A 23124-nucleotide genomic window follows, 5' to 3' on the forward strand; every position below is an offset into this window, starting at 1 on the left:
AATGAAAACCTTCAACAACACCTGCGCACAGGGTGATGTATTCTTCATTCGTCGGGACGTTCTCCCGCTCGGGCTCATTGAGCAAGCCCCGCATAATGATCGTGCAGTCATCACCCATAGTGAGACCGGGCACGACCATGTGATGGTTCTTGACCGCAGGAACGACACGCCCAACGTCCAGCTTTTTGCTGGCGATGACCCGCTGACGGCGTGGATCAAGGTCAATAGACCAACTGCTCTCAACCACCTCCGGGCTCACGATACCCACGAGTCGATCATGTTCGATCCTGGCGTTTACGAAATCCGCCGCCAGCAAGAATACGACCCCTACGCAGAACTGGCGAGGCGCGTTGCTGATTAGCAGCGCGTCCACCGAACCCACAGGAGGGTTAGATGCTTACTCCACAGTCATCCCATGCCTTGAAACAGCAGGCAGCAGCATTCCAGGCCAAGGCCGAGAAGCACGCGCGCTGGGGAATGATCCTCGCCAATGCAGAGGAAGCCGACATCGCCGGAGAGCATCTCGGGCGCGCTGAACGATACGCCGAGATTGCAGACGCACTGCACAGCGCCGCGCATGTCGTTGCGAACGCCGAACGAGACCGGAGGGCAGCATGACCCTCCCTCTCTTCCCCACCCGATTCATAGCAGCCCATGCCTTGGCGCTGCTCGCAGGACAGGTGCTCTGATGACACCGATTATCCGTGGCGCTTCGATGCGCACAGACGACCGCGACCCGCCAGATGGCCTCCGAGAATATGAGGCCCAAGTCGCCATCCGCAACCTGATCCAGCAGGACGGCATCGAAGCCGCCCGCGAGAAGATCGCCTTTTACCTCATCGACGAAGCCAAAGGAGAACGGCATTGAGCGACTTCCTCTACCTCGATATCGAAACCATTCCAACGGCTGATCCTGCGCATATCGCGGTGATTTCCGACAGCATTACGCCTCCCGGCAATATCTCGAAAGCCGAAACTATTGCGGTTTGGGAGGCTGAAAAAAAGCCAACCCTGATCGCTGAGGCAATCGCCAAGACTTCCTTCAACGGCGCTTACGGTCGCGTTTGCTGCATCGGATGGGCTTGGGGCGACTTCCCCGCTGTCTCCACCATTGGGGCGGACGAAGCAGATGTCCTGCGCTCTGCATTCGACCGCATTACCCAGAATACCCCGATCCACGCCGTCCCGACTATCGTCGGTCATTTTGTTGCCGGCTTCGATATCCGCTTCCTGTGGCAGCGCGCGATAGTTCTCGGTGTGACGATGCCACACTGGTTCCCGCGCGACCCGAAGCCGTGGAGCCGCGAAGTCTTCGACACGATGAACGCATGGTGCGGCGCTCGCGATACCATCAGCCTGGACAATTTGTGCAAGGCTCTCGGCATCCCCGGCAAGGACGAAGTTGACGGTTCTATGGTCGCGGGTATGTGGCAGCGCGGTCAATTCAACGAAATCGCAGATTACTGCCGTGCCGACGTTGAACGTGTCCGCAACGTGCACCGCAAGATGCAGGTGGCCTTTGGGGAGTTGGCGGCATGACCGATAACCTAGCTCTCTGGCATCAGGTCGAAAAGACCGACCCTGCCCACGTCAAGGCAATCACCGGCAAGAGCTACAAGGGCACGTCTCCCAAGCCTCACTGGATCGTCATGAAGGCAACCGAGACCTTCGGTCCAATCGGCATCGGATGGGGCTTCACGGTTGAGGAGCGTATTGAAAAGGGCGCCCTGATTGCCGATGGCTTCTATGAGCAAATGCATATCGCCAAGGTGCGGGTCTGGTTCAAATGGAACGGCGAACGCGGCGAGGTCGAGCACATCGGCGGCACTACGTTTAGCGGTCGCTACGCCAGTGGCAAGGCGTTCACAGACGAGGATGCGCCAAAGAAGTCAGTCACCGACGCATTGGTGAAGGCTCTTTCGATGATCGGTTTCGCTGGCGATATCTTCATGGGGCGATTTGACGATAGCAAATATGTGCAGGAAGTCGGCCAGGAGTTTGCCGCCGAAAAGGCCAAGGAAGACGCGCCGAAGCCGATCAGCGCCGCCAAGCAGAAGCAGGGGCTCGAAGCAATCGAACAAGACCTCCTCGACTGCAATTCGGTCGAGGAGGTGAACAAGTGTGCCCGTATCTGGGCAACGATCATGGACCGTGACGTCTGGTCAAAAGATTACCGCGACATAGCCAAGCCGAAATTCGCGGCACGCCGCACAGCGCTCGCGGTCAACGACGAAATCCCAGACTTTCCAGGCGACCGCCCCAACAGCGCAGTCGCAAACATGATGGCAGGTTGACACTATGAAGAACATCACAATTGCAGGTCGCCTGACAAGGGATGCCGAGTTTCGCAGAACGCCGAACGGTGAGCCTGTTCTTGGCTTCTCTGTCGCCGTCGATGACGGATTTGGCGAACGGAAAACCCCCCTGTTTTTCGACTGCTCGCTCTGGGGCAAACGCGGCGAAGCGCTGACACCACATCTCAAGAAAGGCGGTTCTGTCACCGTGTCGGGTGATTTCAGCCGGCGCGAGCATGAGGGGAAAACCTACCTCACAGTTCGCGCCAACGAGATCACTTTGCAGGGCGGCAAGCAGGAAGCGCGCAAGGCCGATCCCGAGCCTGATGATGGTTCATACGGCGCAGGCGATCCAAACCCAGACGAAGTGCCGTTCTGATGACCCGCGCGCTGCTTGTCCTCAACACCGATGCAGACCGCAAGAAGGTCACCGCTTGGGCTTGGAGCCTCCCCCCTGGAACGCGGTGTGAATTCAAGGCTCCCAAGCGCTCGCTCGACCAGAACGCGCGCATGTGGGCCGCCCTCACCGACATAGCCACACAGGTCACATATCGCACCCTGAAGCTCACGCCCGACGACTGGAAGCTGGTCTTCCTCGACGCTCTCAAGCGCGAGGTGCGCATTGTCCCCAACCTGGACGGCACCGGCTTCGTCAGCCTGACCAAATCGTCGTCTGACCTGTCCAAGCAGGAGATGTCGGATCTGCTGGAGATCATCCAGGCTTGGGCCGCTCAGAACGGCGTTGTGCTCCATGATGAACGGGTGGCAGCATGACTGCGCTATCCCACGCACATCGCTTTCCCAACGCACGGGTGCAGACTGTTGTGGACCTCATCCGCCGCGACGAAAAGACTGCGGAGCTTTGGTGCGACATCACCCTCGGCATCATTCTGGAGAAAGCCGTCTCGAAGGCTCTCGCGGGCTTCACTCGCGAGCAGGCCGAGCGAATCCGGGAGAGCTTTTGATGGCTAGGATGGAGTTTCCCCGCAAGATCCGCCGCATCATCATCGAACGCGCCGCCGGCTGCTGTGAGCAGTGCAAGGCCAAGCTCAAGACTGGCGAGGGCGAGATAGACCATATTCTTCCCGACGCGCTTGGCGGCGAGCCTACGGTGGCAAATGGCCGGCTCATCTGCCGTGTCTGCCACGCTGAAAAGACAGCCGCAGATATCCAGCGCATTCGCAAGGCTGACAGGCAGCGCGACCGCGCCAACGGAGCAATCCGCCCCGCGGCTACGATCAAATCACAAGGTTTCCCCAAATCCAGGCAGGCCGCAGAACGTCAGGCCAAGGCATCCGGCAAGCTTCCATTGCCAGCCGCTCGCCCGATGTTCGCGCAGATAGCGAGGCAATCATGAGCACGAAGATTGAAGACGGCGGGCCGGCGTTTGCGGCCTTAGCGACATCACCAATGGGTGATGTGCACCACCAAGAGGGCATGAGCATTCGCGACTGGTTCGCTGGTCAGTTTCTCGCAGGATCAGCGACCGATAACGCCGCCCTGGACGTAAGCGTTGCCGCAGACCAGTTCGATATAGACGCCGCTCTTAGCGACCATTGGGCGAATGTAGCTCGCGCCGCTTACATCGCCGCCGATGCCATGCTCGCCGCCCGCGCCAAGGCTGACCGCCAATTTGGTTTTCACGCCAATCACGGAAAAACCCTGATCGCCAAAGCGGAGGGCTCCTCCCATGACTGAACTCGACAAGACGGGACTGGAAGGCCCAGCGCTGAACACCGACCGCGAAATATGGCGCGAGCGCCCCGGCGATTACTACGCCGACAGCATCCATGTCACGGCGTCGGGCAGCATCGGCATTGATTGCGGCGGGATGGTCTACACCCTGCCCGTCCGCGAATGGCACAGGCTGGCCGCCACCACTTCAGCAGGAGTGACGGAGGAGCAGGTAGAGGCGCTGACGTTCTACGCAGAACAGTGGGAGCAGGACGTTGACGCTGAGCGAACAGCCACGGGATGGCAGGGGTCTATTGGTGACGAAGAGCCTACCCGCGCTTTGCTCGCCGACAAGGGTGCCCGAGCCCGCGCTGCACTCACCTCTCGGGCGCCAGCCGTCAAGGCCATGCCAGACTGGCAACGCGCGTTCGCCGCGCAGTCTCGCAAGCTTGAAGCAGTACTCCACCTTCCCGGCGTCAAAGAAGCCATTCACTCACTTGACTGGTCGAGCTTGGTCCCTTCTCCAGCACCTGCTGGAGAGCCGGGGATCAAGGCGGAAATCTTTGATTGGCTGGGAACGGAGCTATCGGCAATCGACTGCTGGTATCGCGGCGATCCGTCTTATGAGCACGATGCATATTGGTTCAAGGACAAGGCGCTCGACCTTGTCAAACAGGCTCGCGTCGCCTTCCCTGCCCGCTCTGCGCTCCACCCCACTCCTACGCCAGTCTCTGCGCCTGTGGGGGAGAGCGAAGACCCGTATCGGAATAGCAAGCCGGGAGAGGCGTTCAATGCGGCCTACCCGCCAGACACGGTTCGCGTCTGCCCAAAACGTGACGCAAGCTGCCCGCATGGCATGGGTTGCCCCTATGTCGATGGTTACTGGTGCAACGAGCCCGCCCGCTCCCCGACTGTGGAGGGCAAGTAGATGGCGAACCCTTCCGATATTCACAACCAGTTGGCGCATGAATTCGTCATGAAGGTTGTGCGCGAGACGAAGAGCCATTCGGAGCTGATGGTCGTCATCGAAAGCGCACTTCTTGCCGCAATGCTGGTTTCCCAGAGGGTCTACAATCTCAGCCCGGCTTTCAGTGTTGAGATGATCGAGATGGCCATCCAGCAGGCCACCGCTCGGTTCGCCGCCCCTAGTACCGGCGCGCAGGATAGCGCTTCACAGGCGGAGGCGTGAGCGATGAGTGAGCTTATAGAGCGGCTGCACCATCTGTTCGAGTTCAATGCCGAAGCTGGGCAACTCATATGGCGGGCTCGGCCAGTCGAGGATTTTGCGACAGTACGCGGTTGGAAGAATTTTCACACGCAGTTTGCCGGCTCGGTTGCGGGCTGCATTAACGGAGAAGGCTACCGCCTAATCTGCGTGGACAGGAAGTTGCGAGGGGGCCACCGGCTGATATGGGCTTACATCAACGGTCCGATCCCCGTCGGGATGCAGGTCGACCATATCAACGGCGTTCGCGATGATAATCGCCTCGAAAATTTGCGCCTCGTCACAAACACCGAGAACCAGCGTAATTCGTCCATGCCGCGCAATAACAAGAGCGGCGTTCTAGGCGTGTCCTGGCACAAGGGGACACTCAAGTGGCGGGCACAGATCTCGTTAGATGGGCGCCGCAAGTACCTTGGCAGTTTCGGCACCCTCGCCGCAGCATCTGACGCTCGCGCTAAGGCTTTAGTCGATTTTGGCTTTCACCCTAGCCACGGGAAAGTGTTGGCCAACTCTCCTGCCGCCATCCGTGCTCTCGCTGAAGAGGTGCGGAAGTGAGCCGGATCGTCGAAAGTCATTACAACCCGCCATCAGAGACCGGCGCTGTTCGGGTCACCAAAGGCACGCCCGGCGGCCACCCTGCCGATGGGATGACAGCCGAAGTCAACATTGGTGACGGCGCGTTCTCCAGCATCATCAACCCGCAGTCGTTCGCCAACGGCGGCCCTAAATGGGTCATGCGCTACGGCAATCCGGAGAGTATTCGGTATTCGGTCGCCCGCCTGCTGGAGAGCTACGATTATCTGCTGTCCAGCAATATCAACTTGACCGAAGCAACGCGCCGTCTTCGCCTACTCCGTGCCGGTCGTCTCGCCCTCCAGGAGAGCAAACATGAGCCACGCTGATCTCATCGCACGCCTTGAGGCGCTGACCGGGCCGGATCGGCTTTCCGACGCCAACATTTTGTGGGCCGTCGACCCCGAGGCCTTCAAATCTGACGAGGGTGACGACGCAGACCACCTGAAGCCGTCCTACTGCTACGGTCGCAGCGGCTGGACCATGAACAGGGCGGACCGGGCGCACCTCGACCGCATCCCGGTTCCGAGGCTTACCGCCTCGCTCGACGCGGCCGTTGCTCTGGTAGAGCGCGTGCTGCCGGGGAAGACAGTTCTTATTGGCTGGGGACAGACCGAACAAACGGTGCCATGGGCGCGTGTTGGCCCTTGGAGCGAGCCTGACGCCACCGGCGCCACTCCCGCCATTGCCCTCCTGATCGCCACCCTGAAAGCCATGGAGCAACAGAATGGCTGAACTCACCACCATTCTTCGCCAGCAATCGAAGCTTGGCCCCATCAACGTAGCTCGCGCCGCAATGCGAGACGCAGCCGACGCCCTCGACGCCAAGGATAAGCAAATAGCTGAACTGAAGGCGGCGCTGTCCGAGATTGCAGCAGGACCGCACCTCCTGTCTTGCGACAAAGCCAAGTGGGCCGATTGGGCTGCTGATCGAGCCGCCTCCAGCCTCCCCAATAAGGAAGATCGAAATGGCTGAGACACGCAAGCCACGAACAACGCTGTCTGATGGCACGCAAGTCTATCCCGAACATCGCAATATCATCACGGAAGGCCCGCAGGCTGGCCAGCAGAAGGGCTATGTGGTGCTGGCGGAGGAGGAACGCGCCAGAGGCTTCGTGCGGCCCGTGCGCCGCTCATACCGGCACCTGACGTGTGGCGTTATCACCACGATGGGGCTGACGCTTGCTGAGACTTACGCGCGCGACCAAAATTTCTACAGCGGCACGTTCTGTTGCGGCTGCGGTGCGCATTTTCCGGTCGGCCCGGATGGGGAATTTGTATGGGACGGCACCAGCGAAAAGGTAGGCACATGACGACTAAACATTCGCCGCTGAGCGCTCTGAAGGCGCAGGCCGACAAGATCGCACAAACACTCAAGGCAGCCGAACGCGGCGAGAAGATCGATGTGCGCTTCGCTGAAAAGATCGATGCTGCACGCGGCAACGAGAGTTTCAGGGTCGGTATTCTGATGGATGACAAGGTCATCACAATTGATATGCCGTGGGTGACAGTTCGTAGCACTAGCGAAGTTGGGCTCGCTGAATACATCCTCAACTTGATGCGAGAGGCCCGCCATGCCGTTAACTGACACCAAGGCGCTGCCGTATTTTGAGGCTCACGACTGGTTCGAGTTCAACGGCATGACGTGCTGCCGCTCCTGCGGCTACGTCAGGAACGCCACCAGCGACACGCGGGCATGCAAGCCGCCTCCAGCCTCCCGAATAAGGAAGATCGAAATGGCTAGCCTGACGCTTCCGCTCAAGGCGGAGTATTTCGATGCCATCCGCGATGGTTCAAAGATGGAGGAATACCGGCTGGTGACGCCGTTCTGGGCCAAGCGCCTCGAATGCCGTTCCTACGACTGCATCGTCCTGACAAAGGGGTATCCGCGCCTAATCGACTTTGGACGTCGGCTCAAACGTCCGTGGCGCGGTTTCACCGTCAAGACCATCACCCACCCGCATTTCGGGCCAGACCCGGTTTTGGTCTACGCCATCGACGTTCGCCCACCCGAGGGTAAAGCTAATGGCTAGAAGGGTGGAGACGCGAAAACTGACAAACGCTGAGTTTGCGCAACGATGCGCCTATCTCGCCAAAGTCACTGCGGCATGGGCCGGCGACATGCTGACCCTGCCAGAAGAGCACCATACCCCTGTCAGGGTTGAAACGGTCGCCATGTTCACAGCCGAAATCCGCGGATGGCTGGACCGACTTGAACAGCAGGTCTCCCCCGCCCCCGCACATAAGGAACAGGCGGAATGACGAGGGCTCTCACCATGGACGAGGCCGCAAACGCACTGCGAATCGGGCGCCGCTCCTTTCAGGAGATCGTCAAACGCTACCCCTTTTACTACCCCAATGGCAGGCGCAAACTGTTCACTGACGCCGATATCGAGGCGATCAGGAGAGCTTTGCGAGAGGAAGAAGAATGCCGATTAAACTCATCCCGCCCCGTCCCGGCAAAACGCCGAACTATTACATCAGGGGGACGTACCTCGGACAATATGTGGACGAGAGCACAGGAACTACTCGGAAAGAAGTCGCGAAACAGTTTCTCAAAACCGCAGTCGAGCGGATCGAACGTGGTGAGTTTGAAACCCGCAAGGCCGTAAAGGCGGTTCCAAGCTTTCTAGACGCCGCCGTGGCCTATCTGGCGACCGGGGGTGAGCGGCGGTTTATCGGAGAGTTTGACGAGGAAACCGGAAAATGGAAGGTCGGGCTGATCACCCATTTTGCCGAAATGAAGCTTCGCGATATCGACCAACAGGCGATTGATGATGCCGCAGCGGCTCTCTACCCAACCGCCACACCAGCGACTCGGAACCGGCAGGTGTACACGCCGATGTCGGCCATCCTGAAACAGGCCGGGGTCGCATTGCCCATCAAACGACCGAAGGGCTCTCAGGGGACGCCACGAGTTAACTGGTGCCAGCCCGAGCAGATATTCCGGCTATTGGATGCCGCAGAGGCCAAAGACCCCGAATTCGGCATCTTCCTGGAATTCCTAACCTACACGGGTGTGCGGCTGAGCGACGCGCTTGGGCTGACCTGCGACCGAGTTAATCTCGTGGATGAGTTCGCCTACATCGAGCAGACCAAGAACGGCGATCCGCGCGGCGTCTACCTACCGCCCAACTTGGTCAATGCACTGGCCAGCCACCCTCGCGGCCTTGAGCGAGGCAAGGCGAAGGTGTTCCGATTCCGCAAGAATGGGCGCCTCTACAGCCTTATGGCCGCCGTCAAAAAGAATGCGGGCGCTGATCTGGATTTTGTGACGTTCCACGTCCTCTGCCACACATGGGCAACATGGATGCGCCGCTATGCGAAGCTCGACACGCGCGGGCTGGTGGGGACGACGCGCTGGAAGGACGCCAAATCAGCGGCTCGCTATGAGCATGTCGTGGTGTCGGAGGAATCACGGAAGGCAGCACTGCTCCCGACTCGGAAACGGAAGCGGAACAAAGTCCACGAGTCCTCCACGGATTCTGGTGCCGAGTTTCGCCTTCGTTCGCCTAAACATGCCGGATAGCACAAGGTCGAACGTGACTTATCGCGTTGAATCTGTTATAGAAAAATGGTGCTGCCAGAGAGGATTGAACTCTCGACCTCTCCCTTACCAAGGGAGTGCTCTACCACTGAGCTACGGCAGCATCCGTGGACGGGGCGGCTTTTGACACATGAATCGGGGGAGCGCAAGTTATCAGTTGCTGCAAATCGACACTGATTTTCCACAGACGCCATTACGCCACAAAACTGGCCATTTCCGTTGCCAAGCGGTTATGAACGATCGGCAAGCGGGGACCACCACATGTCGTCGAAACCAAAAATGCCCTCGAGCGGTGCAGACGCGCGCAAGGCGCGGCTCGCAGCCGAGCTGCGCGCCAACCTGATGAAGCGCAAGGCGCAGGCGCGCTCGCGCCGTACCGGCGAAGCCGATACGAGGCCGGAAGGCCTTGCCGCGGCCGAGGGAGAGACAGAGAAACCCGAGAAAGCCTGACCGGCCACGGCAGGCGCTTGGCGCATGGACCCGCAAAACCCTGATTCTTGAACCGGGTGGCGCGATGGTCTAGACGGCGGCAAGAAAATTTCTCGCCAGAACCGGGATCCCCCGGAGAAACGACGGCCAATGGATCGCATCAGAATTGTCGGCGGCAACGAGCTGACCGGAACCATCCCGATCTCGGGCGCGAAAAACGCAGCCCTTCCGCTGATGATCGCCTCGCTGCTCACCGACGATACGCTGACGCTGGAGAACGTGCCGCACCTGGCCGATGTCGAGCAACTGATCCGCATCCTGGGCAACCACGGCGTCGACTATACGGTCAGCGGCCGCCGCGAACGCCAGAGCGAAGGCTATTCGCGCACCATCAGCTTCAGCGCGCGCAACATCGTCGACACCACCGCTCCCTATGAGCTGGTCTCCAAGATGCGTGCCAGCTTCTGGGTCGTCGGCCCGCTGCTCGCCCGCATGGGCGAGGCCAAGGTCTCGCTGCCCGGCGGCTGCGCCATCGGCACGCGGCCGGTCGACCTGTTCATCGAAGGCTTGCAGGCGCTCGGCGCCGACATCGACGTCGATAACGGCTATGTCGTCGCCAAGGCCAAGAACAGGCTGATCGGCAACCGCTATGTGTTCCCCAAGATTTCGGTCGGCGCCACGCATGTGCTGATGATGGCGGCGACACTCGCCCGCGGCGAAACGGTGCTCGAAAACGCCGCCCGCGAGCCCGAGGTCGTCAATCTCGCCGAATGCCTCAACGCCATGGGCGCCAGGATCACCGGCGCCGGCACCTCGACCATCACCATCGAGGGCGTCGATTCGCTGTCGGGCGCGCGCCACCGCGTCATCCCCGACCGCATCGAGACCGGCACCTATGCCATGGCGGTGGCCATGACCGGCGGCGACGTGCTGCTCGAAGGCGCGCGTGCCGACCTGTTGCAGGGTGCGCTCGATGTCGTCTCGCGCACAGGCGCCGAGATCATCCAGACCAACTCCGGCGTCCGCGTCATGCGTAACGGCTCGGGCATCTCGCCGGTCGACGTCACAACCGAGCCCTTCCCGGGTTTCCCCACCGACCTCCAGGCGCAGTTCATGGGCCTGATGACGATGTCGAAGGGCAAGTCGAAGATCACCGAGACGATCTTCGAGAACCGCTTCATGCACGTGCAGGAACTCGCACGCCTCGGCGCCCACATCACGCTGTCGGGCCAGACGGCGATTGTCGAAGGCGTCTCCAAGCTCAAGGGCGCGCCTGTCATGGCGACCGACCTGCGCGCCTCGGTGTCGCTGGTCATCGCCGGCCTCGCCGCCGAAGGCGAGACGGTGGTCAACCGCGTCTACCACCTCGACCGCGGTTTCGAGCGGCTGGAAGAAAAGCTGTCGCGCTGCGGCGCCGTCATCGAGCGGATCAGCGGCTGAATGAAGGGAATAGGGGAATAAGGGAGTAAGGGAACAGGAAAGCTGCTCCCCTACTCCCTACTCCCTACTCCCTACTCCCTCCTCCCTCCTCCCTACTCCCCCTTGCGGTTGCGCGCTGCATCAAGACCGCCTAACAAAGCCGGAAGCATTACATTCCGCACAGGCAGCCGACCGGACATGAACCAGCTCAAGCTAGTCGCCCTCGACGAAGAGGATCTGGAGATCGTCTCGGCCCATGTGCAGGATGCCGTGGTCAAGGTCGGCGACCTCGCTTACGACGCGCCCTCGAAGCGTTTTGCGCTGGCGATGAACCGTTTTGCCTGGGAAACCAAGACCGGCTTTTTCCGGCCCAAATATGAGCGCCGGCGCTCGATCCTGCATTTCGACCGCGTGCTGTCGGTCAAGCTTTTCGGCATTTCGCGCACCAAGAAAGACGAGGTGCTGGAGCTTCTGGCGATCGGTTTCGCGCAGGGCGAGGATCCCGCCGGCGAGATCGAACTGCTGTTTTCCGGCGACGCCGCGATCCGGCTCGAGGTCGAGGTCATCGAAGCCCGATTGACCGACACCGGGGCCGCCTGGCAGGCCTCGTCGCGCCCCATCCACAAGACCTGAGCATTCTCGATGGCCATCACCCTTCGCCAATCCGATGCAGACTTCGAGACGCGCTTCGCAGCGTTCCTGACGACCAAGCGCGAAGTATCGCCCGACGTTGAGGCCACCGTGCGCGCCATCATCGACGACGTGCGCGCGCGCGGCGACGCGGCGCTGATCGACTACACCCGGAAGTTCGACCGGGCCGACCTGACGACGCTCGGCATCGCGGTGACCCGCGCCGATATCGACCAGGCCTACAAGGACGCCGATCCCGCGACGGTCGAGGCGTTGCGTTTCGCCCGCGATCGCATCCGCTCGCACCATGCCCGCCAGATGCCCAAGGACGACCGCTACGTCGACCCGATCGGCGTCGAACTCGGCTCGCGCTGGACGGCGGTCGAGGCAGTCGGGCTCTATGTGCCCGGCGGCACGGCGAGCTATCCGAGTTCGGTGCTGATGAATGCGGTGCCGGCACAGGTCGCCGGCGTCGAGCGCATCGTCATCGTGGTGCCCGCCACCGGCGGCGTCATCAACCCGCTGGTGCTGGTTGCCGCCGATCTCGCCGGCGTGTCAGAAATCTACCGCGTCGGCGGCGCACAGGCGGTGGCAGCCCTTGCCTATGGCACCGAGACGATCCCCCCGGTGGCCAAGATCGTCGGGCCCGGCAATGCCTATGTCGCCGCCGCCAAGCGCCAGGTGTTCGGCACCGTCGGCATCGACATGATCGCAGGCCCCTCGGAGGTGCTGATCGTCGCCGACAGCGACAACGACCCGGACTGGCTTGCCGCCGATCTGCTGGCCCAGGCCGAGCATGACGTGTCGGCGCAGTCGATCCTGATCACCGACGATGCCGCCTTCGGCAAGCAGGTCGAGGAGGCAGTCGAACGCCAGATCAAGCTCCTGCCTCGCGCCGAGACGGCAGCAGCCAGCTGGCGCGATTTCGGCGCGGTCATCCTGGTCGACGACTTCGATGCTGCCCTGCCGCTTGTCAACCGCATCGCCGCCGAGCACCTCGAGCTCGCGGTCGCCGACCCGGAAGCCCTGCTGCCACGCATCCGCAACGCCGGGGCGATCTTCGTCGGCAAGCATACGCCCGAAGTCATCGGCGACTATGTCGGCGGCTCCAACCACGTGTTGCCTACGGCCCGCTCGGCGCGCTTTTCCTCCGGGCTTTCGGTGCTCGACTTCGTCAAGCGCAGCTCGATCCTGAAGCTCGGCCCCGATCAGCTCAGGGCGCTGGCCCCGGCGGCGATCGCGCTGGCCAAGGCGGAGGGGCTCGACGCACATGCGCGCTCCGTCGCCATCAGATTGAACATGTAGGCGGCCATGTCCGACAAAGGCCACGCACGCTCCCGCCTGGTCGACGTCGAACTCGACGAATCGATCGGCCGTTCCACGCCCGACGTCGAGCATGAACGCGCTGTCGCGATCTTCGACCTGATCGAGGAAAACTCGTTCCATCCGATGAACGACGACGGCCATGGCCCATATCGGCTCAAGCTGTCGCTGGTCGACGCGCGGCTGGTGTTCGCCATCTCGCGCGAGCACGGCGAGGCTGTGGTCACCCACATCCTGTCGCTGACGCCGTTCCGCCGTATCGTGAAGGACTACTTCATGATCTGCGAAAGCTATTACGAGGCGATCCGCTCTTCGACGCCGAGCCAGATCGAGGCGATCGACATGGGCCGGCGCGGCCTGCACAACGAGGGTTCGCAGACCCTGCTCGATCGTCTCTCCGGCAAGATCGAGATCGACTTCGACACCGCCCGCCGCCTCTTCACGCTGATCTGCGTTCTGCACTGGCGCGGATGACATATGGCGGGAAACGCAACCTCTCCGCGCTCCATCCTGTTCATGTGCCGAATGAATTCGGTCCGCTCGCCGATGGCCGAAGCGATTGCCCGCCACAGCCTGTCGCCGTCGATCTTCGTCACCTCGGCAGGCGTGCGCGCCGGCGACCGCGACCCCTTCGTCGATGCCGTTCTGGCCGAAGAAGGCATGGCACTGGACGAGCACCAGCCGCGCACCATCGACGATCTGGAGGATGACTATTTCGACCTGATCGTCACGCTTGCGCCGGAAGCGCATCACGCCGCCCTCGAACTCACCCGGTCGATGGCCGTCGACGTCGAGTACTGGCCGACCCCCGACCCGACGGCAGCGACCGGTACGCGCGATCAGATCATGAGTGCCTACAGGGACGTGCGCGAACGGCTGAAGGCAAGAATGGTCGAAAGATTTGCGGTAGACGCACAGAAAATCGACGCCGATTAAGCGTGTTCACAAAGCGCGGATTATCATATAGGTTCCGCGCAAATTCCGGCCGGGACGCCGGGCAAGTCATCCAAACCAAAGGTACCGAATGCCGAAGGAAGAAGTCCTCGAGTTTCCGGGCGTCGTAACGGAATTGTTGCCGAATGCGATGTTCCGGGTCAAGCTCGAAAACGAACACGAAATCATCGCCCACACCGCCGGCCGCATGCGCAAGAATCGCATTCGCGTTCTGACCGGCGACAAGGTCCTCGTAGAAATGACGCCCTACGACCTGACCAAGGGCCGCATCACCTACCGCTTCAAGTAGACCGTCTGCTGCCTCGAGCGCGTCGGCCGGCCTCAGCCTACAGGATCTTGGATTGAGCGATCTGCAAAAGCTTGTGCTTGCCTCGGGTTCGCCCCGCCGTGTCGAGCTGTTGCAGCAGGCAGGCATCGAGCCCGACCGGCTGTTTCCAGCCGATGTCGACGAACGGCCGATGCGCGCCGAACACCCGCGCTCGCTTGCCAAGCGACTGTCGGTGACCAAGGCGCAGAAGGCGCACGAAGTGCTGGCCAAGGAAGCCGAGCCTGTTTCGGGCTTCATCCTTGCCGCCGATACGGTGGTCTCGGTCGGGCGGCGCATCCTGCCGAAGGCGGAGACGTCGGACGAGGCACTGCATTGCCTGCAGCTTCTGTCGGGGCGCTCGCACCGCGTCTATACCGGGCTTGCATTGGTGACGCCTGCGGGCAAACTGCGCCAGCGCCTGGTCGAGACGCGCGTGCGCTTCAAGCGCCTGTCGAAGCAGGACATGGAAAATTACCTCGCCTCGGGCGAATGGCGCGGCAAGGCCGGCGGCTATGGCATCCAGGGGCTTGCCGGCACCTTCGTGGTCAAGCTCGTCGGCTCCTACACCAATGTCGTGGGCCTGCCGCTCTACGAGACGACGTCGCTGCTTTCGGGCGAAGGCTACCAGGTCCAGCTCAACTGGCAGGCCGGGGCACGCGCATGACGAACAAGCCCGCCGATATCGTGACGCCCTTGCGCGCCAAGAAGCCCTGCCCCGAATGCGGCAAGCCGTCGGCGCGCGAGAGCTACCCCTTTTGCTCGCCGCGCTGCAAGGCGGTCGATCTCAACCGCTGGCTCTCGGGCTCCTATGCCATTCCCGTCCGCGACGACGAGGAGGAAGATTCGACCAGCAGCAGCGAAGCCGGCGAACGAAGCTGACGCCCCATTTCGGCTTCCGCGACGGCCTGTGATTTCTTTGCAGAAAAAGACATCCCAGGCGCTGGACAGAGGCAAATCTCGTGCTATAACCCACCCGCTTTCAAGGGTGCAGCGCACCACTCAAGGCATCCGGATCAAGGCTCCTTGCCCGATCCTGGAACTAGGCCCAGATAGCTCAGTTGGTAGAGCAGCGGATTGAAAATCCGCGTGTCCGTGGTTCGAATCCGCGTCTGGGCACCACATCTTTCCTCAACAAATTCAGCACTTTAAGCTCGAACGACGACTGCAAATTCGTCGGTCTCATGTCGCATCGTGTTGCAACTGGCTTCCCTTGATTTCCAAGGGGTTTCACTCACACTCGGCTAGTCGACGCGACATGGAACGCGACATGGGCGCGAGATAATTGGGGCCGAAAGCCATTCGTGCCAAAACCCAAATGGAGCGGCAATTTAGCACTGATCCGTTCGAAACAATAAAACGCCTCGATGCTAGACACACGCCGCGCCCATAGACCCGCCTTCAACTGGCTTCCTCGAAGACTGGCAGGATTGCTCCCATCGGTGCCCGTCCTCGTCGCTACCAAACAGAAAGGACCGGCCCGGGAGGGGCCGATCTTAAACTCTAACTGCCTCTTCAGGCAAAGAAGGCTCGGATGCGCGTCCACAACCCGATTGCTGCGCGAACACGGCGGGCGGCAGTGGCGCCCCTGACCGTATCGCCGAGATGGCAATAGCACACGATATCGTGCAGTTGCCCGTCGGACAGGTCAAAGAAACGCCTGGCCTCTCCATAGCTATCGTCGGCGAGGCCAGCCGAGCGGAAGGCTGGATCCTCGAACGCCACCGTTAGGGGCGAGTTTGGTACGCGCATGGCAATACGCTCGGCGCGCGGGGCAAACTCGGTGCCAGCAAGCGTGCCCAGACGCCGATCTGGCTGGTGCTCAAGTAGCCGGGCCCAGCGTTCGAGACGCTCGGTGCGCGTCATTGGCAGGAGCATGTGGACGTCGGCCAAGGCTTGCAGTTGCTCGATGCTATGGTGCTTCATCACTGCCTCCATTAGATTTTTCTAACATGAAGAACTATGGCGCAGCAGTGCTACGGCAAGCCTGTTTTGACCGCAGGAACAGAAAGCCCGCTTTGTGAGAGATATTGATGTCGAGTGGTCGCCCCTGGTCTCCTGTGACAAGAAGTCCGAGGAGAATCATCCAGCATCGAGGCTTCCTCTCTGAGGGCGTTCGTAGCGCTATTTCTGGCTTTCGGCGCTCCGAGGATTAACAGAGTTCTAATGCGCCCCCTCAAATCGTGGCTTTTCTGCCACACGGTAATTGGATAGCGCGATTTGGCATGGACGTTTGGCACGTTGGTTGTTGAACCGCATCCGGTCATCAGTAATGTCGGGGTCGAAGAGGGAGCGCGGTGCGCATCTTTTTCAAACGGGGATGGGGCAGGGAACGCTGTCCTTCAGCAAAAAATACCCAGACCCTCTTTTGAAACTTTTGACTGGAGGTCAGAAAATGAACATTAAGAGCCTTCTTCTCGGCTCCGCTGCGGCTCTGCTCGCAGTCTCCGGCGCTCGTGCGGCCGACGCTGTCGTCGTCGCTGAGCCGGAACCCATGGAATACGTCCGCATCTGCGACGTTTACGGCGCGGGCTTCTACTACATCCCCGGCACCGAGACCTGCCTCAAGGTCGGCGGCCTCGTTCGTTACGAGATCGGCTGGGCCGAGACGACCGGCGATGACGGCTGGATCAAGACCACCAAGGCTCGCGTGAACCTCGACGCCCGTTCGGAAACCGAATACGGCACGTTCCGCCGCTTCATCGAACTCGAATACGCCAACAACGGCGGCGAATTCGGCGTTGCTGACGTTGACGGCTTCCGCGAATACACCGACGCTACGACCTCGAAGATCCGTTATGCCTTCTTCGAGCTGGGCGGCCTGATGGTCGGCCGTAACGACACCCTGTTCGACGGCGACCTGGGTGGCGAGTTCGACGCCGGCGGCGGCGACTTCATCAACCAGATCCGCTACACCTTCGACGCCGGCAACGGCATCGCAGTGTCGCTCGGCCTGGAAGAAGAAGACAACAACTTCGACTACATCCCGCTCATCACCGGCAAGGTTTCGGTGTCGCAGGGCTGGGGTTCGGTCGACCTGTTCGCCGGCTATGACGATCGTTTCTCGGAATTCGCCCTCAAGGGTATCGCTCGCGTCAAGGCGACCGATGCTCTGACCGTCGAGCTGCTCGCAGCTTACGAGTCGGGCGCCACCTGGTTCGGTCTGGCTGACTTCTACGAAGGCTATGAGTGGTCGGTCGGCGGTTACCTGAAGTATCAGGTCAACGAGAAGCTGAGCGTCGGCTTCGGCGGCCAGTACTTCGCTGACTCGCACTTCGGCGATTTCCCGAGCAACACCACGATTGATGTCGGCAACGACGACTGGACGGTTGGTGCGGTCATCGACTACACGATCGTCGAGAACCTGAACGCCAAGCTCGCTCTCAACTACGACGACGGCGACAGCTTCGTTGACGGCTCGTTCAACGGCTTCCTCCGTCTCGACGCATCGTTCTAATAGGCTGAAAGGCTGACTTAGACAGACGGCCCGCGGTCCTTGGATCGCGGGCCGTTTTCGTTTGTGCTTAAATGGCGCAGTTTCTTCTCCGCCGATTTGGTGGATAATATATGGCTGATTTCCACAACCTGTCTAAGGCTCGCGCACAGCGGGACGGGCTTCCGCCAGTTAGGTTTCTGGACGGGAAAGAGGAAACAGCTTTGTTTGCTGCCCTCCGCACTCAATCGGAACTCTATTTCAGTCTGTCCGTCTTTCTCCTAGACACCGGCGCCCGCATTGGCGAGGCCACAGCGCTCAAGTGGGCGTCAGTAGGCGAACAAAGCGTGACGTTCGAGCAGGGAAAGACAACGATAAAGCGGACGATACCACTGACTAAACGGGCAGAGCGTGCCATGGCTGGCCAGCGCGAGAACGCTGACGGACCTTACGTTTTTTCGGTAAGGCTCCAGGACTATCGAACGGCCTGGAAAAACGCCAAGCATGACACCGGGATCTTCGACGCGAACCTCGTTCCCACTGTCTTAAGACACACGTGCGCTGTACGACTTGTTAAAGGCGGCGTCGACTTGCGTACCGTCCAAAAGTGGCTAGGTCATCGATCGCTCGCGATGACGATGCGCTATGCGCAGTATGCCGAGACCGACCTGGAGGCATGTGTACGGGTCTTAGAGCGCTGACCTACCGTCGCGGTTAAAAACAGAGCGCGAGGAACGCCAACTACTTCGGGCCGATTTCGGGCAGCCGCACGGTTTCCGCATAAGTCCGCGCCGCCCGAACAACATCCCGCACACGGTCCATTTTTAGAAGATCAATTGGCAAATAACCGTCAAGCTCGTCACACGGCCTGCTTAGCCAATACCAAGTCAGTCTAGAATGGCCGATCACCTCGCTCACATCCGCGATCCCGTTTGCTGGTCGGCCATCTACAAACTGGGCCAGAGGAAACACGTGCCTCTTACCGCCCGCGAGAAGCGCAATGGCTTCATTCCGCCTTTGCCAGCGGTGCAGGGTAGAACGAGCAATACCATAATTTTCCTCCAAGAATGTGGGGCCTGCTGATGGCCCGACCCAGTCGTGCAAGGCAACCACAGAAAGAGGGTTTAGGATGGGCATGGGTGAGTTGCTCGGCTTGGTAGTGCCTCCGTCCGCAGCCCGCTGCGCGAGAAGTTCCTGTCTCGTCACCCCTGCTATCTCTGCGATGAAACTGTCGAGCTTATCTGCAATATCGTTGAGATCCGTCGTGAGCGCCGCCTGCCTTTTCAGCGATAGGAAAACATAAGAAGTTGCTGCAACTCCTGCTAACTTCGCCGCGCTAATGATAGCGGGACGCTTTAGGTCGGGATCCAGACGCGCAAGCAGTTGCTCGACCTCAGCAGCTATGAGGCCTGCCATGTCCTCTTTTTTGAATTTCTGGGGACGTTGGGGGGCATCACCGTTCAACACACTCTCCTATGCTAGAAACTCGATCACGGGAGGCCCGATCATTGCTAGACGATGACTTGGTAGCGGTATTGGACGTGCTCAAGTTCCGTTTATGGCCCAACGCTGCACACCGTTACAATGCTGAGCTTGCGATCAACGAGTTGGACAGGCTCGCTGGGCGCTGCGGAATCGTCGCGACTGCGCTGTCCATTGACCAAACAGTCACCCGATATCGAAACGCCGGTAATTCAGATCCCACGATCAACCGGAAACTGTCCTTCTTCCGCAAGTTGATAAAAGGGGCTTTTGACGCGGGCTATATACCAGAAAGCCCCAGGGTAGACCGACTGCCGGAAATTACAAAAGCACCGACTCTACTCAGCAACGATCAGATTAATCGAGCTCTCGCTGCGCTGGAAGCCAGTGACCGCGAATCACATCAGCTTATCACCTTTCTTGCTGATACTGGTTCGACGATGCAGGAAGCCCTTGCACTGAGATGGTCTGACATTACCCACCGGCACGTGACATTTTGGTCCTCAACCGGCTACGGGCGAACGATCCCGCTTACGCAGCGTGCTTCAAAGGCACTGACATTCCGGTCGTCTCTTCCTCAAGGACCATTTTCGGCAGTTAGATTGAAAGGGCTTCGGGCAGCCTGGCGACGGTCGCAGATTGACGCCGGGATTGGCAGCCCGATTTCGCCGTCCGGTCTCCGTTACTGCTGCGAAGCTCGGTTAGTGCAACAAGGTGTCGATACAAAAACCATCCATCGTTGGATGGGTTATCGGACGCCGCGGACGTCATCGAGGTTTCCGACATCGGATGATCTTCGTGGTGTGCAAATAGTTCTTGAGAATGCGGACGTGGAAGAACCTTGAGAAGGACAGCTTACGAAGCCTTGCCAAGGCGCATAGTGCTAACCTACGGGCAATGAGCGACGAACAATCCACCGCATCGCACAGGGCGTCGAGCGGCCTTTACGAACATGTCGCCAGCAGAAAGGACAGAACCAGTGCGGCGCCTGCTTGCCGACGGCGAAGCCCAAAGTGCCGTGCTGCGAGCACAAGGCCGAGGGCAAGAAGTACGTCGTTTGACGCGGCATAAGCATTATATTCATGGAAACTAACATGTTGCAACAAAGTCACGGAAGAGACGCCAATTGCAACCTATTGGATAGCATCCACTTTCGCTCAACCGAAAATTTCGTATATTGCGCACGGCTTATGGATTGGGGTGCTTTAATGAAAAAGATTCTCGTAACTGCCATCGCTATGCTGGCAATCTCTACCGGAGCGAACGCTGCAGACAACGTGGTGGTTGAGCCTGGCGCGGCAGCCTACAACTGGTCCGGCGTCTATGTGGGCGCGGCTGTTGGCTGGGCGTCGATCAACTACGACGAACTGGAAAACGGCTACTTCGATCGTGACGACGGCGGCTTTTCCGGAGCTATCTACGCGGGTTACAACTTCCAGTTCAGCAATGTGGTCTTGGGCGTCGAGGGCGATGTGAACTTCAGAACCGCCGAACCGGACGACGATTTCACGCTTCCTCTAAGCCAGGAATTGGGCGGGTCCGTCCGCGGCCGGGTGGGCTATGCGATTGACCGCTTCATGCCTTACGTCACCGCCGGTGTAGCCATCGCCAGTTTTGAAGCCGATCATGATGGTGATGGCGACGATATCGCCAAGAAGACAATGACCGGCTATTCCGTCGGAGCCGGCGTCGAGTGGGCGGTGACAGACAATCTGATTGTCAGAGGCCAATACCTGTATTCGGATTTCGGCAAAGACGAATTTGAATTTGCTGGCACGCACACGCACGAATACGACGTCAAAACCCACGACGTGCTTCTCGGCGTGGCCTACAAGTTCTGAGCGGCAGCCCGCCTGAATGTCTCAAGCCCCGGCCTCGCGCCGGGCGGTGAGGAAAAGCTGCGCCACGCAACCGTGACCGAGGTACTGATACCACAATAAAAAAGAGGCCCGCCGCGTGTCCGCAGGGCAAGGCCTCAGTTTTGGTATCAACGGAGCCCAAAGGACAAAAGCCACGTTGTGCGCATATGCAGAACTCGGGAAAAGCGCCGAGGTTCCACTTGCTCGTGCAGCGGAAGAGCCGCTTAAGCCCCACATGCCGATCAAGAAGACTATCCTATGGTCGCTTCGGCCTACGCGGCTAAGCGCTCCGAACTGGCGAAGAAGCTGGGACTCGGCCGCAAGCCAGCTGCAGCGCTGCCGGCGAAGAAGCCGCGCAAGGCCAAGGCTTAATCCGCCGCATCATCCGTTTGCTGGACGACCAAGAACTCGACGGGCAAGTTCAAAAGGGCTGCCGCGGGCGACCACGGCTGGCCCCGCCAGCGCACCGATTAATATGAATGACCGACCATCAAGGGAGGCTCTTTGCTTCTGTAAAAGCGTGCGGCACAGCGCCGGGAAGAAGGACCCGCTCCCCAACAGGAGCGGGTTTTCAATTTATCCTCGCAGGCAAAGTGCTAGTTGTTGGTAGAGCGCGGGGCGGGGGGTTGGGGGGCGCGCTCCACGTCGCGACTATATCAAAACGTATCTCATCAGCAATAATATCCAGCTCGTGAGATATGGGCCGCTCAGGGGCCGGCATCCAACTATCAGGGCGCGCGTTATCTTACGACTTGTTAATGACCGGCATGGGATGAGCACTCCTGAATGCTGGGGCCGATATGCTCAAAATCATGTTGAAGGCCTGCTCAGTTACGGTCGCGGTCGTCGCCGTCAGTCAGGTCGTTTCCTTCGCGACGCGCTATGCGGCAGGACAGCCCTTTACCCTCTTCGTCTTCTTGATGAATTCTATCCTGCCGGTGCTGACGGCCTTTCCAGCCGGGCTGTACGTCTTCTGGCAGACCGCCAGGCTCAAGCGGGCGCTCGCAGAGCTGCGTGAACTCCATGTCAAGCTGGAAGCCAAGGCCAACCGGGATCAGATGACCGGCTTTCTCAACCGCGAGGCCTTCTTCGAACAGTTCAAGATGGCCAGGCGGTGGACCGACACCGGGGCGCTTGCTCTTATTGACGCCGACCATTTCAAGAAGATCAACGATACATATGGCCATCTTGTCGGTGACGAAGCGCTGAAGCTCATTGCCGGCGCGATTGACCGCACCACAAGGGAACTCGATATTGTCGGACGCATCGGCGGAGAAGAATTTTGCGTCTTCCTGCCGGCTGCCAGCCGCGATGATGCGGTCCAGATTGCGGAACGGATCCGCATTGAGGTCGAAAGGCTCGTCTTTCAACCGGACGATGGCAAACACTATCCCCTGACGATCAGCATCGGCGTCGCGCTCACACGGGGACACCACCTGACATCGCAGCTGATGCGACAAGCCGACCGCTGTCTCTACGACGCCAAGGGCCGCGGGCGAAACACGGTCGTTGTCGAAGACGCCCTGGCCGAGATGGCAGAGCGAAAGACTAGTGAGACGGGTTGAGAGGTTCTCTCGAGCTTAGTCGCGCGGAACCTAAGAACCGGTTTCAAAATGGATACAGTGCGGCGCGGGGTGAATGTTGCCACGGTCATAGACAATTTTAAAGCTGGTAACGGGAAAACCCGGGTGCGGGGCAAGACGACGACAAGGCAGACGCGATAATCATACAAAGGCCTGCCGGGAGGGTTCACGGCAGGCCCCATGCGAGAGCGCCTGACGGTTCGGGTCGTTGCCTGGCGCTCCGGCATCACAATTCAACAGCGGGCAGATGGTTCCCCCAGATATGTGAAAGCCTGCCGGTTGTGAAACGGCAGGCTTTCACCTCAAACGTGGCTGAAAGGGTAAGACCACGTAACCCGCCCTCGCAACGGGCATGCTCATAACCCGACAGGTCCGGCCTCAGTTCCCGGTAAATG

At 60.1% G+C, this 23124-nt stretch carries 37 protein-coding genes, 2 tRNA genes and 1 pseudogene; 37 read left to right on the forward strand and 3 right to left on the reverse strand.

Annotation, left to right across the window (positions count from 1 at the left end):
* Position 1 precedes the first annotated feature (1 nt).
* From CO731_RS24470 to CO731_RS24570, 21 genes are all read left to right on the forward strand, one after another.
* Positions 2-361, forward strand: a complete 360-nt coding sequence (locus CO731_RS24470; protein ID WP_108609228.1) for a hypothetical protein — start codon at positions 2-4, stop codon at positions 359-361.
* A 32-nt stretch (positions 362-393) separates the two neighbouring features.
* Positions 394-618, forward strand: a complete 225-nt coding sequence (locus tag CO731_RS24475; protein ID WP_108679475.1) for a hypothetical protein — start codon at positions 394-396, stop codon at positions 616-618.
* A gap of 70 nt (positions 619-688) precedes the next feature.
* On the forward strand, positions 689-868 hold the full coding sequence (locus CO731_RS24480; RefSeq protein ID WP_108609229.1) for a hypothetical protein: 180 nt from the start codon (positions 689-691) through the stop codon (positions 866-868).
* The gene (locus CO731_RS24485) at positions 865-1539 is read left to right on the forward strand and encodes a hypothetical protein (RefSeq protein ID WP_108609230.1); all 675 of its coding nucleotides are present in this window, start codon (positions 865-867) and stop codon (positions 1537-1539) included. The genes CO731_RS24480 and CO731_RS24485 overlap by 4 nt, the downstream gene beginning before the upstream one ends.
* Positions 1536-2294 carry a hypothetical protein gene (locus CO731_RS24490; protein ID WP_108609231.1) on the forward strand — a complete coding sequence of 253 codons (759 nt, stop codon included), beginning with the start codon at positions 1536-1538 and terminating at the stop codon, positions 2292-2294. The genes CO731_RS24485 and CO731_RS24490 overlap by 4 nt, the downstream gene beginning before the upstream one ends.
* A 4-nt stretch (positions 2295-2298) precedes the next feature.
* The gene (locus CO731_RS24495; protein WP_108609232.1) at positions 2299-2673 is read left to right on the forward strand and encodes a single-stranded DNA-binding protein; all 375 of its coding nucleotides are present in this window, start codon (positions 2299-2301) and stop codon (positions 2671-2673) included.
* Entirely contained in the window at positions 2673-3068 is a 396-nt protein-coding gene (locus tag CO731_RS24500) for a recombination protein NinB (protein ID WP_108609233.1), read from the forward strand. The genes CO731_RS24495 and CO731_RS24500 overlap by 1 nt, the downstream gene beginning before the upstream one ends.
* Entirely contained in the window at positions 3065-3259 is a 195-nt protein-coding gene (locus CO731_RS24505) for a hypothetical protein (RefSeq protein ID WP_108679476.1), read from the forward strand. The genes CO731_RS24500 and CO731_RS24505 overlap by 4 nt, the downstream gene beginning before the upstream one ends.
* The gene (locus CO731_RS24510; RefSeq protein ID WP_108609234.1) at positions 3259-3651 is read left to right on the forward strand and encodes an HNH endonuclease signature motif containing protein; all 393 of its coding nucleotides are present in this window, start codon (positions 3259-3261) and stop codon (positions 3649-3651) included. Before CO731_RS24505 ends, CO731_RS24510 begins: the two co-directional genes overlap by 1 nt.
* Positions 3648-3992 carry a hypothetical protein gene (locus CO731_RS24515; protein ID WP_108609235.1) on the forward strand — a complete coding sequence of 115 codons (345 nt, stop codon included), beginning with the start codon at positions 3648-3650 and terminating at the stop codon, positions 3990-3992. Before CO731_RS24510 ends, CO731_RS24515 begins: the two co-directional genes overlap by 4 nt.
* Positions 3985-4896, forward strand: a complete 912-nt coding sequence (locus tag CO731_RS24520; protein WP_108609236.1) for a hypothetical protein — start codon at positions 3985-3987, stop codon at positions 4894-4896. Before CO731_RS24515 ends, CO731_RS24520 begins: the two co-directional genes overlap by 8 nt.
* Positions 4897-5157, forward strand: coding sequence for a hypothetical protein (locus tag CO731_RS24525; RefSeq protein ID WP_108609237.1), 261 nt, complete (start codon positions 4897-4899; stop codon positions 5155-5157). It abuts the gene before it with no gap.
* Between the two features lie 3 nt (positions 5158-5160).
* Positions 5161-5748: an HNH endonuclease signature motif containing protein gene (locus tag CO731_RS24530; protein ID WP_108609238.1), complete on the forward strand. Its 588-nt coding sequence runs from the start codon at positions 5161-5163 to the stop codon at positions 5746-5748.
* A complete protein-coding gene (locus CO731_RS24535; protein WP_108609239.1) occupies positions 5745-6095 on the forward strand; it encodes a hypothetical protein in 351 nt (116 codons plus the stop codon). The genes CO731_RS24530 and CO731_RS24535 overlap by 4 nt, the downstream gene beginning before the upstream one ends.
* Positions 6082-6501 carry a hypothetical protein gene (locus CO731_RS24540; protein WP_108609240.1) on the forward strand — a complete coding sequence of 140 codons (420 nt, stop codon included), beginning with the start codon at positions 6082-6084 and terminating at the stop codon, positions 6499-6501. Before CO731_RS24535 ends, CO731_RS24540 begins: the two co-directional genes overlap by 14 nt.
* The gene (locus CO731_RS24545) at positions 6494-6742 is read left to right on the forward strand and encodes a hypothetical protein (RefSeq protein ID WP_108609241.1); all 249 of its coding nucleotides are present in this window, start codon (positions 6494-6496) and stop codon (positions 6740-6742) included. Before CO731_RS24540 ends, CO731_RS24545 begins: the two co-directional genes overlap by 8 nt.
* On the forward strand, positions 6735-7079 hold the full coding sequence (locus CO731_RS24550; RefSeq protein WP_108609242.1) for a hypothetical protein: 345 nt from the start codon (positions 6735-6737) through the stop codon (positions 7077-7079). Before CO731_RS24545 ends, CO731_RS24550 begins: the two co-directional genes overlap by 8 nt.
* Positions 7076-7354: a hypothetical protein gene (locus CO731_RS24555; protein ID WP_108609243.1), complete on the forward strand. Its 279-nt coding sequence runs from the start codon at positions 7076-7078 to the stop codon at positions 7352-7354. The genes CO731_RS24550 and CO731_RS24555 overlap by 4 nt, the downstream gene beginning before the upstream one ends.
* Positions 7341-7799, forward strand: coding sequence for a hypothetical protein (locus CO731_RS29435; protein ID WP_245439517.1), 459 nt, complete (start codon positions 7341-7343; stop codon positions 7797-7799). Before CO731_RS24555 ends, CO731_RS29435 begins: the two co-directional genes overlap by 14 nt.
* The gene (locus tag CO731_RS24565) at positions 7792-8028 is read left to right on the forward strand and encodes a hypothetical protein (protein ID WP_108609245.1); all 237 of its coding nucleotides are present in this window, start codon (positions 7792-7794) and stop codon (positions 8026-8028) included. Before CO731_RS29435 ends, CO731_RS24565 begins: the two co-directional genes overlap by 8 nt.
* Before the next feature lie 166 nt (positions 8029-8194).
* Positions 8195-9295: a tyrosine-type recombinase/integrase gene (locus tag CO731_RS24570; protein ID WP_108609246.1), complete on the forward strand. Its 1101-nt coding sequence runs from the start codon at positions 8195-8197 to the stop codon at positions 9293-9295.
* 46 nt (positions 9296-9341) lie between these two features.
* Here CO731_RS24570 and CO731_RS24575 read toward each other — a convergent pair.
* A tRNA-Thr gene (locus CO731_RS24575) sits at positions 9342-9416 on the reverse strand.
* Positions 9417-9574: 158 nt separating this feature from the next.
* Between CO731_RS24575 and CO731_RS24580 the strand changes: the two genes are divergently transcribed.
* The 10 genes from CO731_RS24580 to CO731_RS24625 all read left to right on the forward strand — a co-directional run bounded on the left by CO731_RS24580 (position 9575) and on the right by CO731_RS24625 (position 15494).
* On the forward strand, positions 9575-9763 hold the full coding sequence (locus CO731_RS24580) for a hypothetical protein (RefSeq protein WP_055977892.1): 189 nt from the start codon (positions 9575-9577) through the stop codon (positions 9761-9763).
* Between the two features lie 129 nt (positions 9764-9892).
* Complete coding sequence (gene murA / locus CO731_RS24585) at positions 9893-11182, forward strand: UDP-N-acetylglucosamine 1-carboxyvinyltransferase (protein WP_108609247.1); 1290 nt, start codon at positions 9893-9895, stop codon at positions 11180-11182.
* Positions 11183-11359: 177 nt separating this feature from the next.
* Positions 11360-11794 (forward strand): DUF2948 family protein, encoded by a 435-nt coding sequence (locus CO731_RS24590; protein WP_108609248.1) that lies wholly within the window; start codon positions 11360-11362, stop codon positions 11792-11794.
* 9 nt (positions 11795-11803) lie between these two features.
* The gene (hisD, locus tag CO731_RS24595) at positions 11804-13096 is read left to right on the forward strand and encodes a histidinol dehydrogenase (protein WP_108609249.1); all 1293 of its coding nucleotides are present in this window, start codon (positions 11804-11806) and stop codon (positions 13094-13096) included.
* Between the two features lie 6 nt (positions 13097-13102).
* Entirely contained in the window at positions 13103-13588 is a 486-nt protein-coding gene (locus tag CO731_RS24600; protein ID WP_055977880.1) for a UPF0262 family protein, read from the forward strand.
* 3 nt (positions 13589-13591) lie between these two features.
* The gene (locus tag CO731_RS24605) at positions 13592-14050 is read left to right on the forward strand and encodes a low molecular weight phosphatase family protein (protein ID WP_108609250.1); all 459 of its coding nucleotides are present in this window, start codon (positions 13592-13594) and stop codon (positions 14048-14050) included.
* Between the two features lie 88 nt (positions 14051-14138).
* A complete protein-coding gene (gene infA, locus CO731_RS24610) occupies positions 14139-14357 on the forward strand; it encodes a translation initiation factor IF-1 (RefSeq protein WP_006200926.1) in 219 nt (72 codons plus the stop codon).
* A gap of 52 nt (positions 14358-14409) precedes the next feature.
* Positions 14410-15039, forward strand: a complete 630-nt coding sequence (locus CO731_RS24615; protein ID WP_108609251.1) for a Maf-like protein — start codon at positions 14410-14412, stop codon at positions 15037-15039.
* Entirely contained in the window at positions 15036-15254 is a 219-nt protein-coding gene (gene yacG / locus CO731_RS24620) for a DNA gyrase inhibitor YacG (protein WP_108609252.1), read from the forward strand. The genes CO731_RS24615 and yacG overlap by 4 nt, the downstream gene beginning before the upstream one ends.
* Positions 15255-15418: 164 nt before the next feature.
* A tRNA-Phe gene (locus tag CO731_RS24625) sits at positions 15419-15494 on the forward strand.
* A 393-nt stretch (positions 15495-15887) separates the two neighbouring features.
* Here CO731_RS24625 and CO731_RS24630 read toward each other — a convergent pair.
* The gene (locus CO731_RS24630; RefSeq protein WP_108610038.1) at positions 15888-16298 is read right to left on the reverse strand and encodes a hypothetical protein; all 411 of its coding nucleotides are present in this window, start codon (positions 16296-16298) and stop codon (positions 15888-15890) included.
* A gap of 469 nt (positions 16299-16767) precedes the next feature.
* On the opposite strand from CO731_RS24630, the gene CO731_RS24635 reads away from it, so the two are divergent.
* Together CO731_RS24635 and CO731_RS24640 are read left to right on the forward strand one after the other, a co-directional pair.
* Entirely contained in the window at positions 16768-17829 is a 1062-nt protein-coding gene (locus tag CO731_RS24635) for a porin (RefSeq protein ID WP_108679477.1), read from the forward strand.
* A 110-nt stretch (positions 17830-17939) separates the two neighbouring features.
* The gene (locus tag CO731_RS24640) at positions 17940-18506 is read left to right on the forward strand and encodes a site-specific integrase (RefSeq protein WP_108609254.1); all 567 of its coding nucleotides are present in this window, start codon (positions 17940-17942) and stop codon (positions 18504-18506) included.
* 40 nt (positions 18507-18546) lie between these two features.
* Here CO731_RS24640 and CO731_RS24645 read toward each other — a convergent pair whose 3' ends face one another.
* Complete coding sequence (locus CO731_RS24645; RefSeq protein ID WP_108679478.1) at positions 18547-19269, reverse strand: hypothetical protein; 723 nt, start codon at positions 19267-19269, stop codon at positions 18547-18549.
* A 44-nt stretch (positions 19270-19313) separates the two neighbouring features.
* Between CO731_RS24645 and CO731_RS24650 the strand changes: the two genes are divergently transcribed.
* The 4 genes and pseudogenes from CO731_RS24650 (at position 19314) to CO731_RS24665 (ending at position 22711) form a co-directional block, all read left to right on the forward strand.
* Entirely contained in the window at positions 19314-20132 is an 819-nt protein-coding gene (locus CO731_RS24650) for a tyrosine-type recombinase/integrase (protein ID WP_159091712.1), read from the forward strand.
* Positions 20133-20495: 363 nt separating this feature from the next.
* Positions 20496-21128: an outer membrane protein gene (locus CO731_RS24655; protein WP_159091713.1), complete on the forward strand. Its 633-nt coding sequence runs from the start codon at positions 20496-20498 to the stop codon at positions 21126-21128.
* 267 nt (positions 21129-21395) lie between these two features.
* Positions 21396-21518: pseudogene (locus CO731_RS24660) on the forward strand (MucR family transcriptional regulator); the annotation flags it as partial.
* Positions 21519-21946: 428 nt separating this feature from the next.
* Positions 21947-22711: a GGDEF domain-containing protein gene (locus CO731_RS24665; RefSeq protein ID WP_108609258.1), complete on the forward strand. Its 765-nt coding sequence runs from the start codon at positions 21947-21949 to the stop codon at positions 22709-22711.
* The last annotated feature ends 413 nt before the right edge of the window (positions 22712-23124 follow it).

The organism is Aminobacter sp. MSH1, assembly GCF_003071665.1.
Taxonomy (GTDB): domain Bacteria; phylum Pseudomonadota; class Alphaproteobacteria; order Rhizobiales; family Rhizobiaceae; genus Aminobacter; species Aminobacter niigataensis.

What these genes read in the sequence shown, in the direction of transcription:
- CO731_RS24480 (WP_108609229.1), top strand. Translation starts at nt 689, where the DNA reads ATGACACCGATTATCCGTGGCGCTTCGATGCGCACAGACGACCGCGAC.
- murA (WP_108609247.1), top strand. Translation starts at nt 9,893, where the DNA reads ATGGATCGCATCAGAATTGTCGGCGGCAACGAGCTGACCGGAACCATC.
- hisD (WP_108609249.1), top strand. Translation starts at nt 11,804, where the DNA reads ATGGCCATCACCCTTCGCCAATCCGATGCAGACTTCGAGACGCGCTTC.
- CO731_RS24505 (WP_108679476.1), top strand. Translation starts at nt 3,065, where the DNA reads ATGACTGCGCTATCCCACGCACATCGCTTTCCCAACGCACGGGTGCAG.
- CO731_RS24470 (WP_108609228.1), top strand. Translation starts at nt 2, where the DNA reads ATGAAAACCTTCAACAACACCTGCGCACAGGGTGATGTATTCTTCATT.
- CO731_RS24475 (WP_108679475.1), top strand. Translation starts at nt 394, where the DNA reads ATGCTTACTCCACAGTCATCCCATGCCTTGAAACAGCAGGCAGCAGCA.
- CO731_RS24530 (WP_108609238.1), top strand. Translation starts at nt 5,161, where the DNA reads ATGAGTGAGCTTATAGAGCGGCTGCACCATCTGTTCGAGTTCAATGCC.
- yacG (WP_108609252.1), top strand. Translation starts at nt 15,036, where the DNA reads ATGACGAACAAGCCCGCCGATATCGTGACGCCCTTGCGCGCCAAGAAG.
- CO731_RS24605 (WP_108609250.1), top strand. Translation starts at nt 13,592, where the DNA reads ATGGCGGGAAACGCAACCTCTCCGCGCTCCATCCTGTTCATGTGCCGA.
- CO731_RS24515 (WP_108609235.1), top strand. Translation starts at nt 3,648, where the DNA reads ATGAGCACGAAGATTGAAGACGGCGGGCCGGCGTTTGCGGCCTTAGCG.
- CO731_RS24510 (WP_108609234.1), top strand. Translation starts at nt 3,259, where the DNA reads ATGGCTAGGATGGAGTTTCCCCGCAAGATCCGCCGCATCATCATCGAA.
- CO731_RS24655 (WP_159091713.1), top strand. Translation starts at nt 20,496, where the DNA reads ATGAAAAAGATTCTCGTAACTGCCATCGCTATGCTGGCAATCTCTACC.
- CO731_RS24520 (WP_108609236.1), top strand. Translation starts at nt 3,985, where the DNA reads ATGACTGAACTCGACAAGACGGGACTGGAAGGCCCAGCGCTGAACACC.
- CO731_RS24570 (WP_108609246.1), top strand. Translation starts at nt 8,195, where the DNA reads ATGCCGATTAAACTCATCCCGCCCCGTCCCGGCAAAACGCCGAACTAT.
- CO731_RS24555 (WP_108609243.1), top strand. Translation starts at nt 7,076, where the DNA reads ATGACGACTAAACATTCGCCGCTGAGCGCTCTGAAGGCGCAGGCCGAC.
- CO731_RS24495 (WP_108609232.1), top strand. Translation starts at nt 2,299, where the DNA reads ATGAAGAACATCACAATTGCAGGTCGCCTGACAAGGGATGCCGAGTTT.
- CO731_RS24600 (WP_055977880.1), top strand. Translation starts at nt 13,103, where the DNA reads ATGTCCGACAAAGGCCACGCACGCTCCCGCCTGGTCGACGTCGAACTC.
- CO731_RS24490 (WP_108609231.1), top strand. Translation starts at nt 1,536, where the DNA reads ATGACCGATAACCTAGCTCTCTGGCATCAGGTCGAAAAGACCGACCCT.
- infA (WP_006200926.1), top strand. Translation starts at nt 14,139, where the DNA reads ATGCCGAAGGAAGAAGTCCTCGAGTTTCCGGGCGTCGTAACGGAATTG.
- CO731_RS24525 (WP_108609237.1), top strand. Translation starts at nt 4,897, where the DNA reads ATGGCGAACCCTTCCGATATTCACAACCAGTTGGCGCATGAATTCGTC.
- CO731_RS24540 (WP_108609240.1), top strand. Translation starts at nt 6,082, where the DNA reads ATGAGCCACGCTGATCTCATCGCACGCCTTGAGGCGCTGACCGGGCCG.
- CO731_RS24565 (WP_108609245.1), top strand. Translation starts at nt 7,792, where the DNA reads ATGGCTAGAAGGGTGGAGACGCGAAAACTGACAAACGCTGAGTTTGCG.
- CO731_RS24665 (WP_108609258.1), top strand. Translation starts at nt 21,947, where the DNA reads ATGCTCAAAATCATGTTGAAGGCCTGCTCAGTTACGGTCGCGGTCGTC.
- CO731_RS24550 (WP_108609242.1), top strand. Translation starts at nt 6,735, where the DNA reads ATGGCTGAGACACGCAAGCCACGAACAACGCTGTCTGATGGCACGCAA.
- CO731_RS24580 (WP_055977892.1), top strand. Translation starts at nt 9,575, where the DNA reads ATGTCGTCGAAACCAAAAATGCCCTCGAGCGGTGCAGACGCGCGCAAG.
- CO731_RS24590 (WP_108609248.1), top strand. Translation starts at nt 11,360, where the DNA reads ATGAACCAGCTCAAGCTAGTCGCCCTCGACGAAGAGGATCTGGAGATC.
- CO731_RS29435 (WP_245439517.1), top strand. Translation starts at nt 7,341, where the DNA reads ATGCCGTTAACTGACACCAAGGCGCTGCCGTATTTTGAGGCTCACGAC.
- CO731_RS24640 (WP_108609254.1), top strand. Translation starts at nt 17,940, where the DNA reads ATGGCTGATTTCCACAACCTGTCTAAGGCTCGCGCACAGCGGGACGGG.
- CO731_RS24545 (WP_108609241.1), top strand. Translation starts at nt 6,494, where the DNA reads ATGGCTGAACTCACCACCATTCTTCGCCAGCAATCGAAGCTTGGCCCC.
- CO731_RS24635 (WP_108679477.1), top strand. Translation starts at nt 16,768, where the DNA reads ATGAACATTAAGAGCCTTCTTCTCGGCTCCGCTGCGGCTCTGCTCGCA.
- CO731_RS24500 (WP_108609233.1), top strand. Translation starts at nt 2,673, where the DNA reads ATGACCCGCGCGCTGCTTGTCCTCAACACCGATGCAGACCGCAAGAAG.
- CO731_RS24630 (WP_108610038.1), bottom strand. Translation starts at nt 16,298, where the DNA reads ATGAAGCACCATAGCATCGAGCAACTGCAAGCCTTGGCCGACGTCCAC.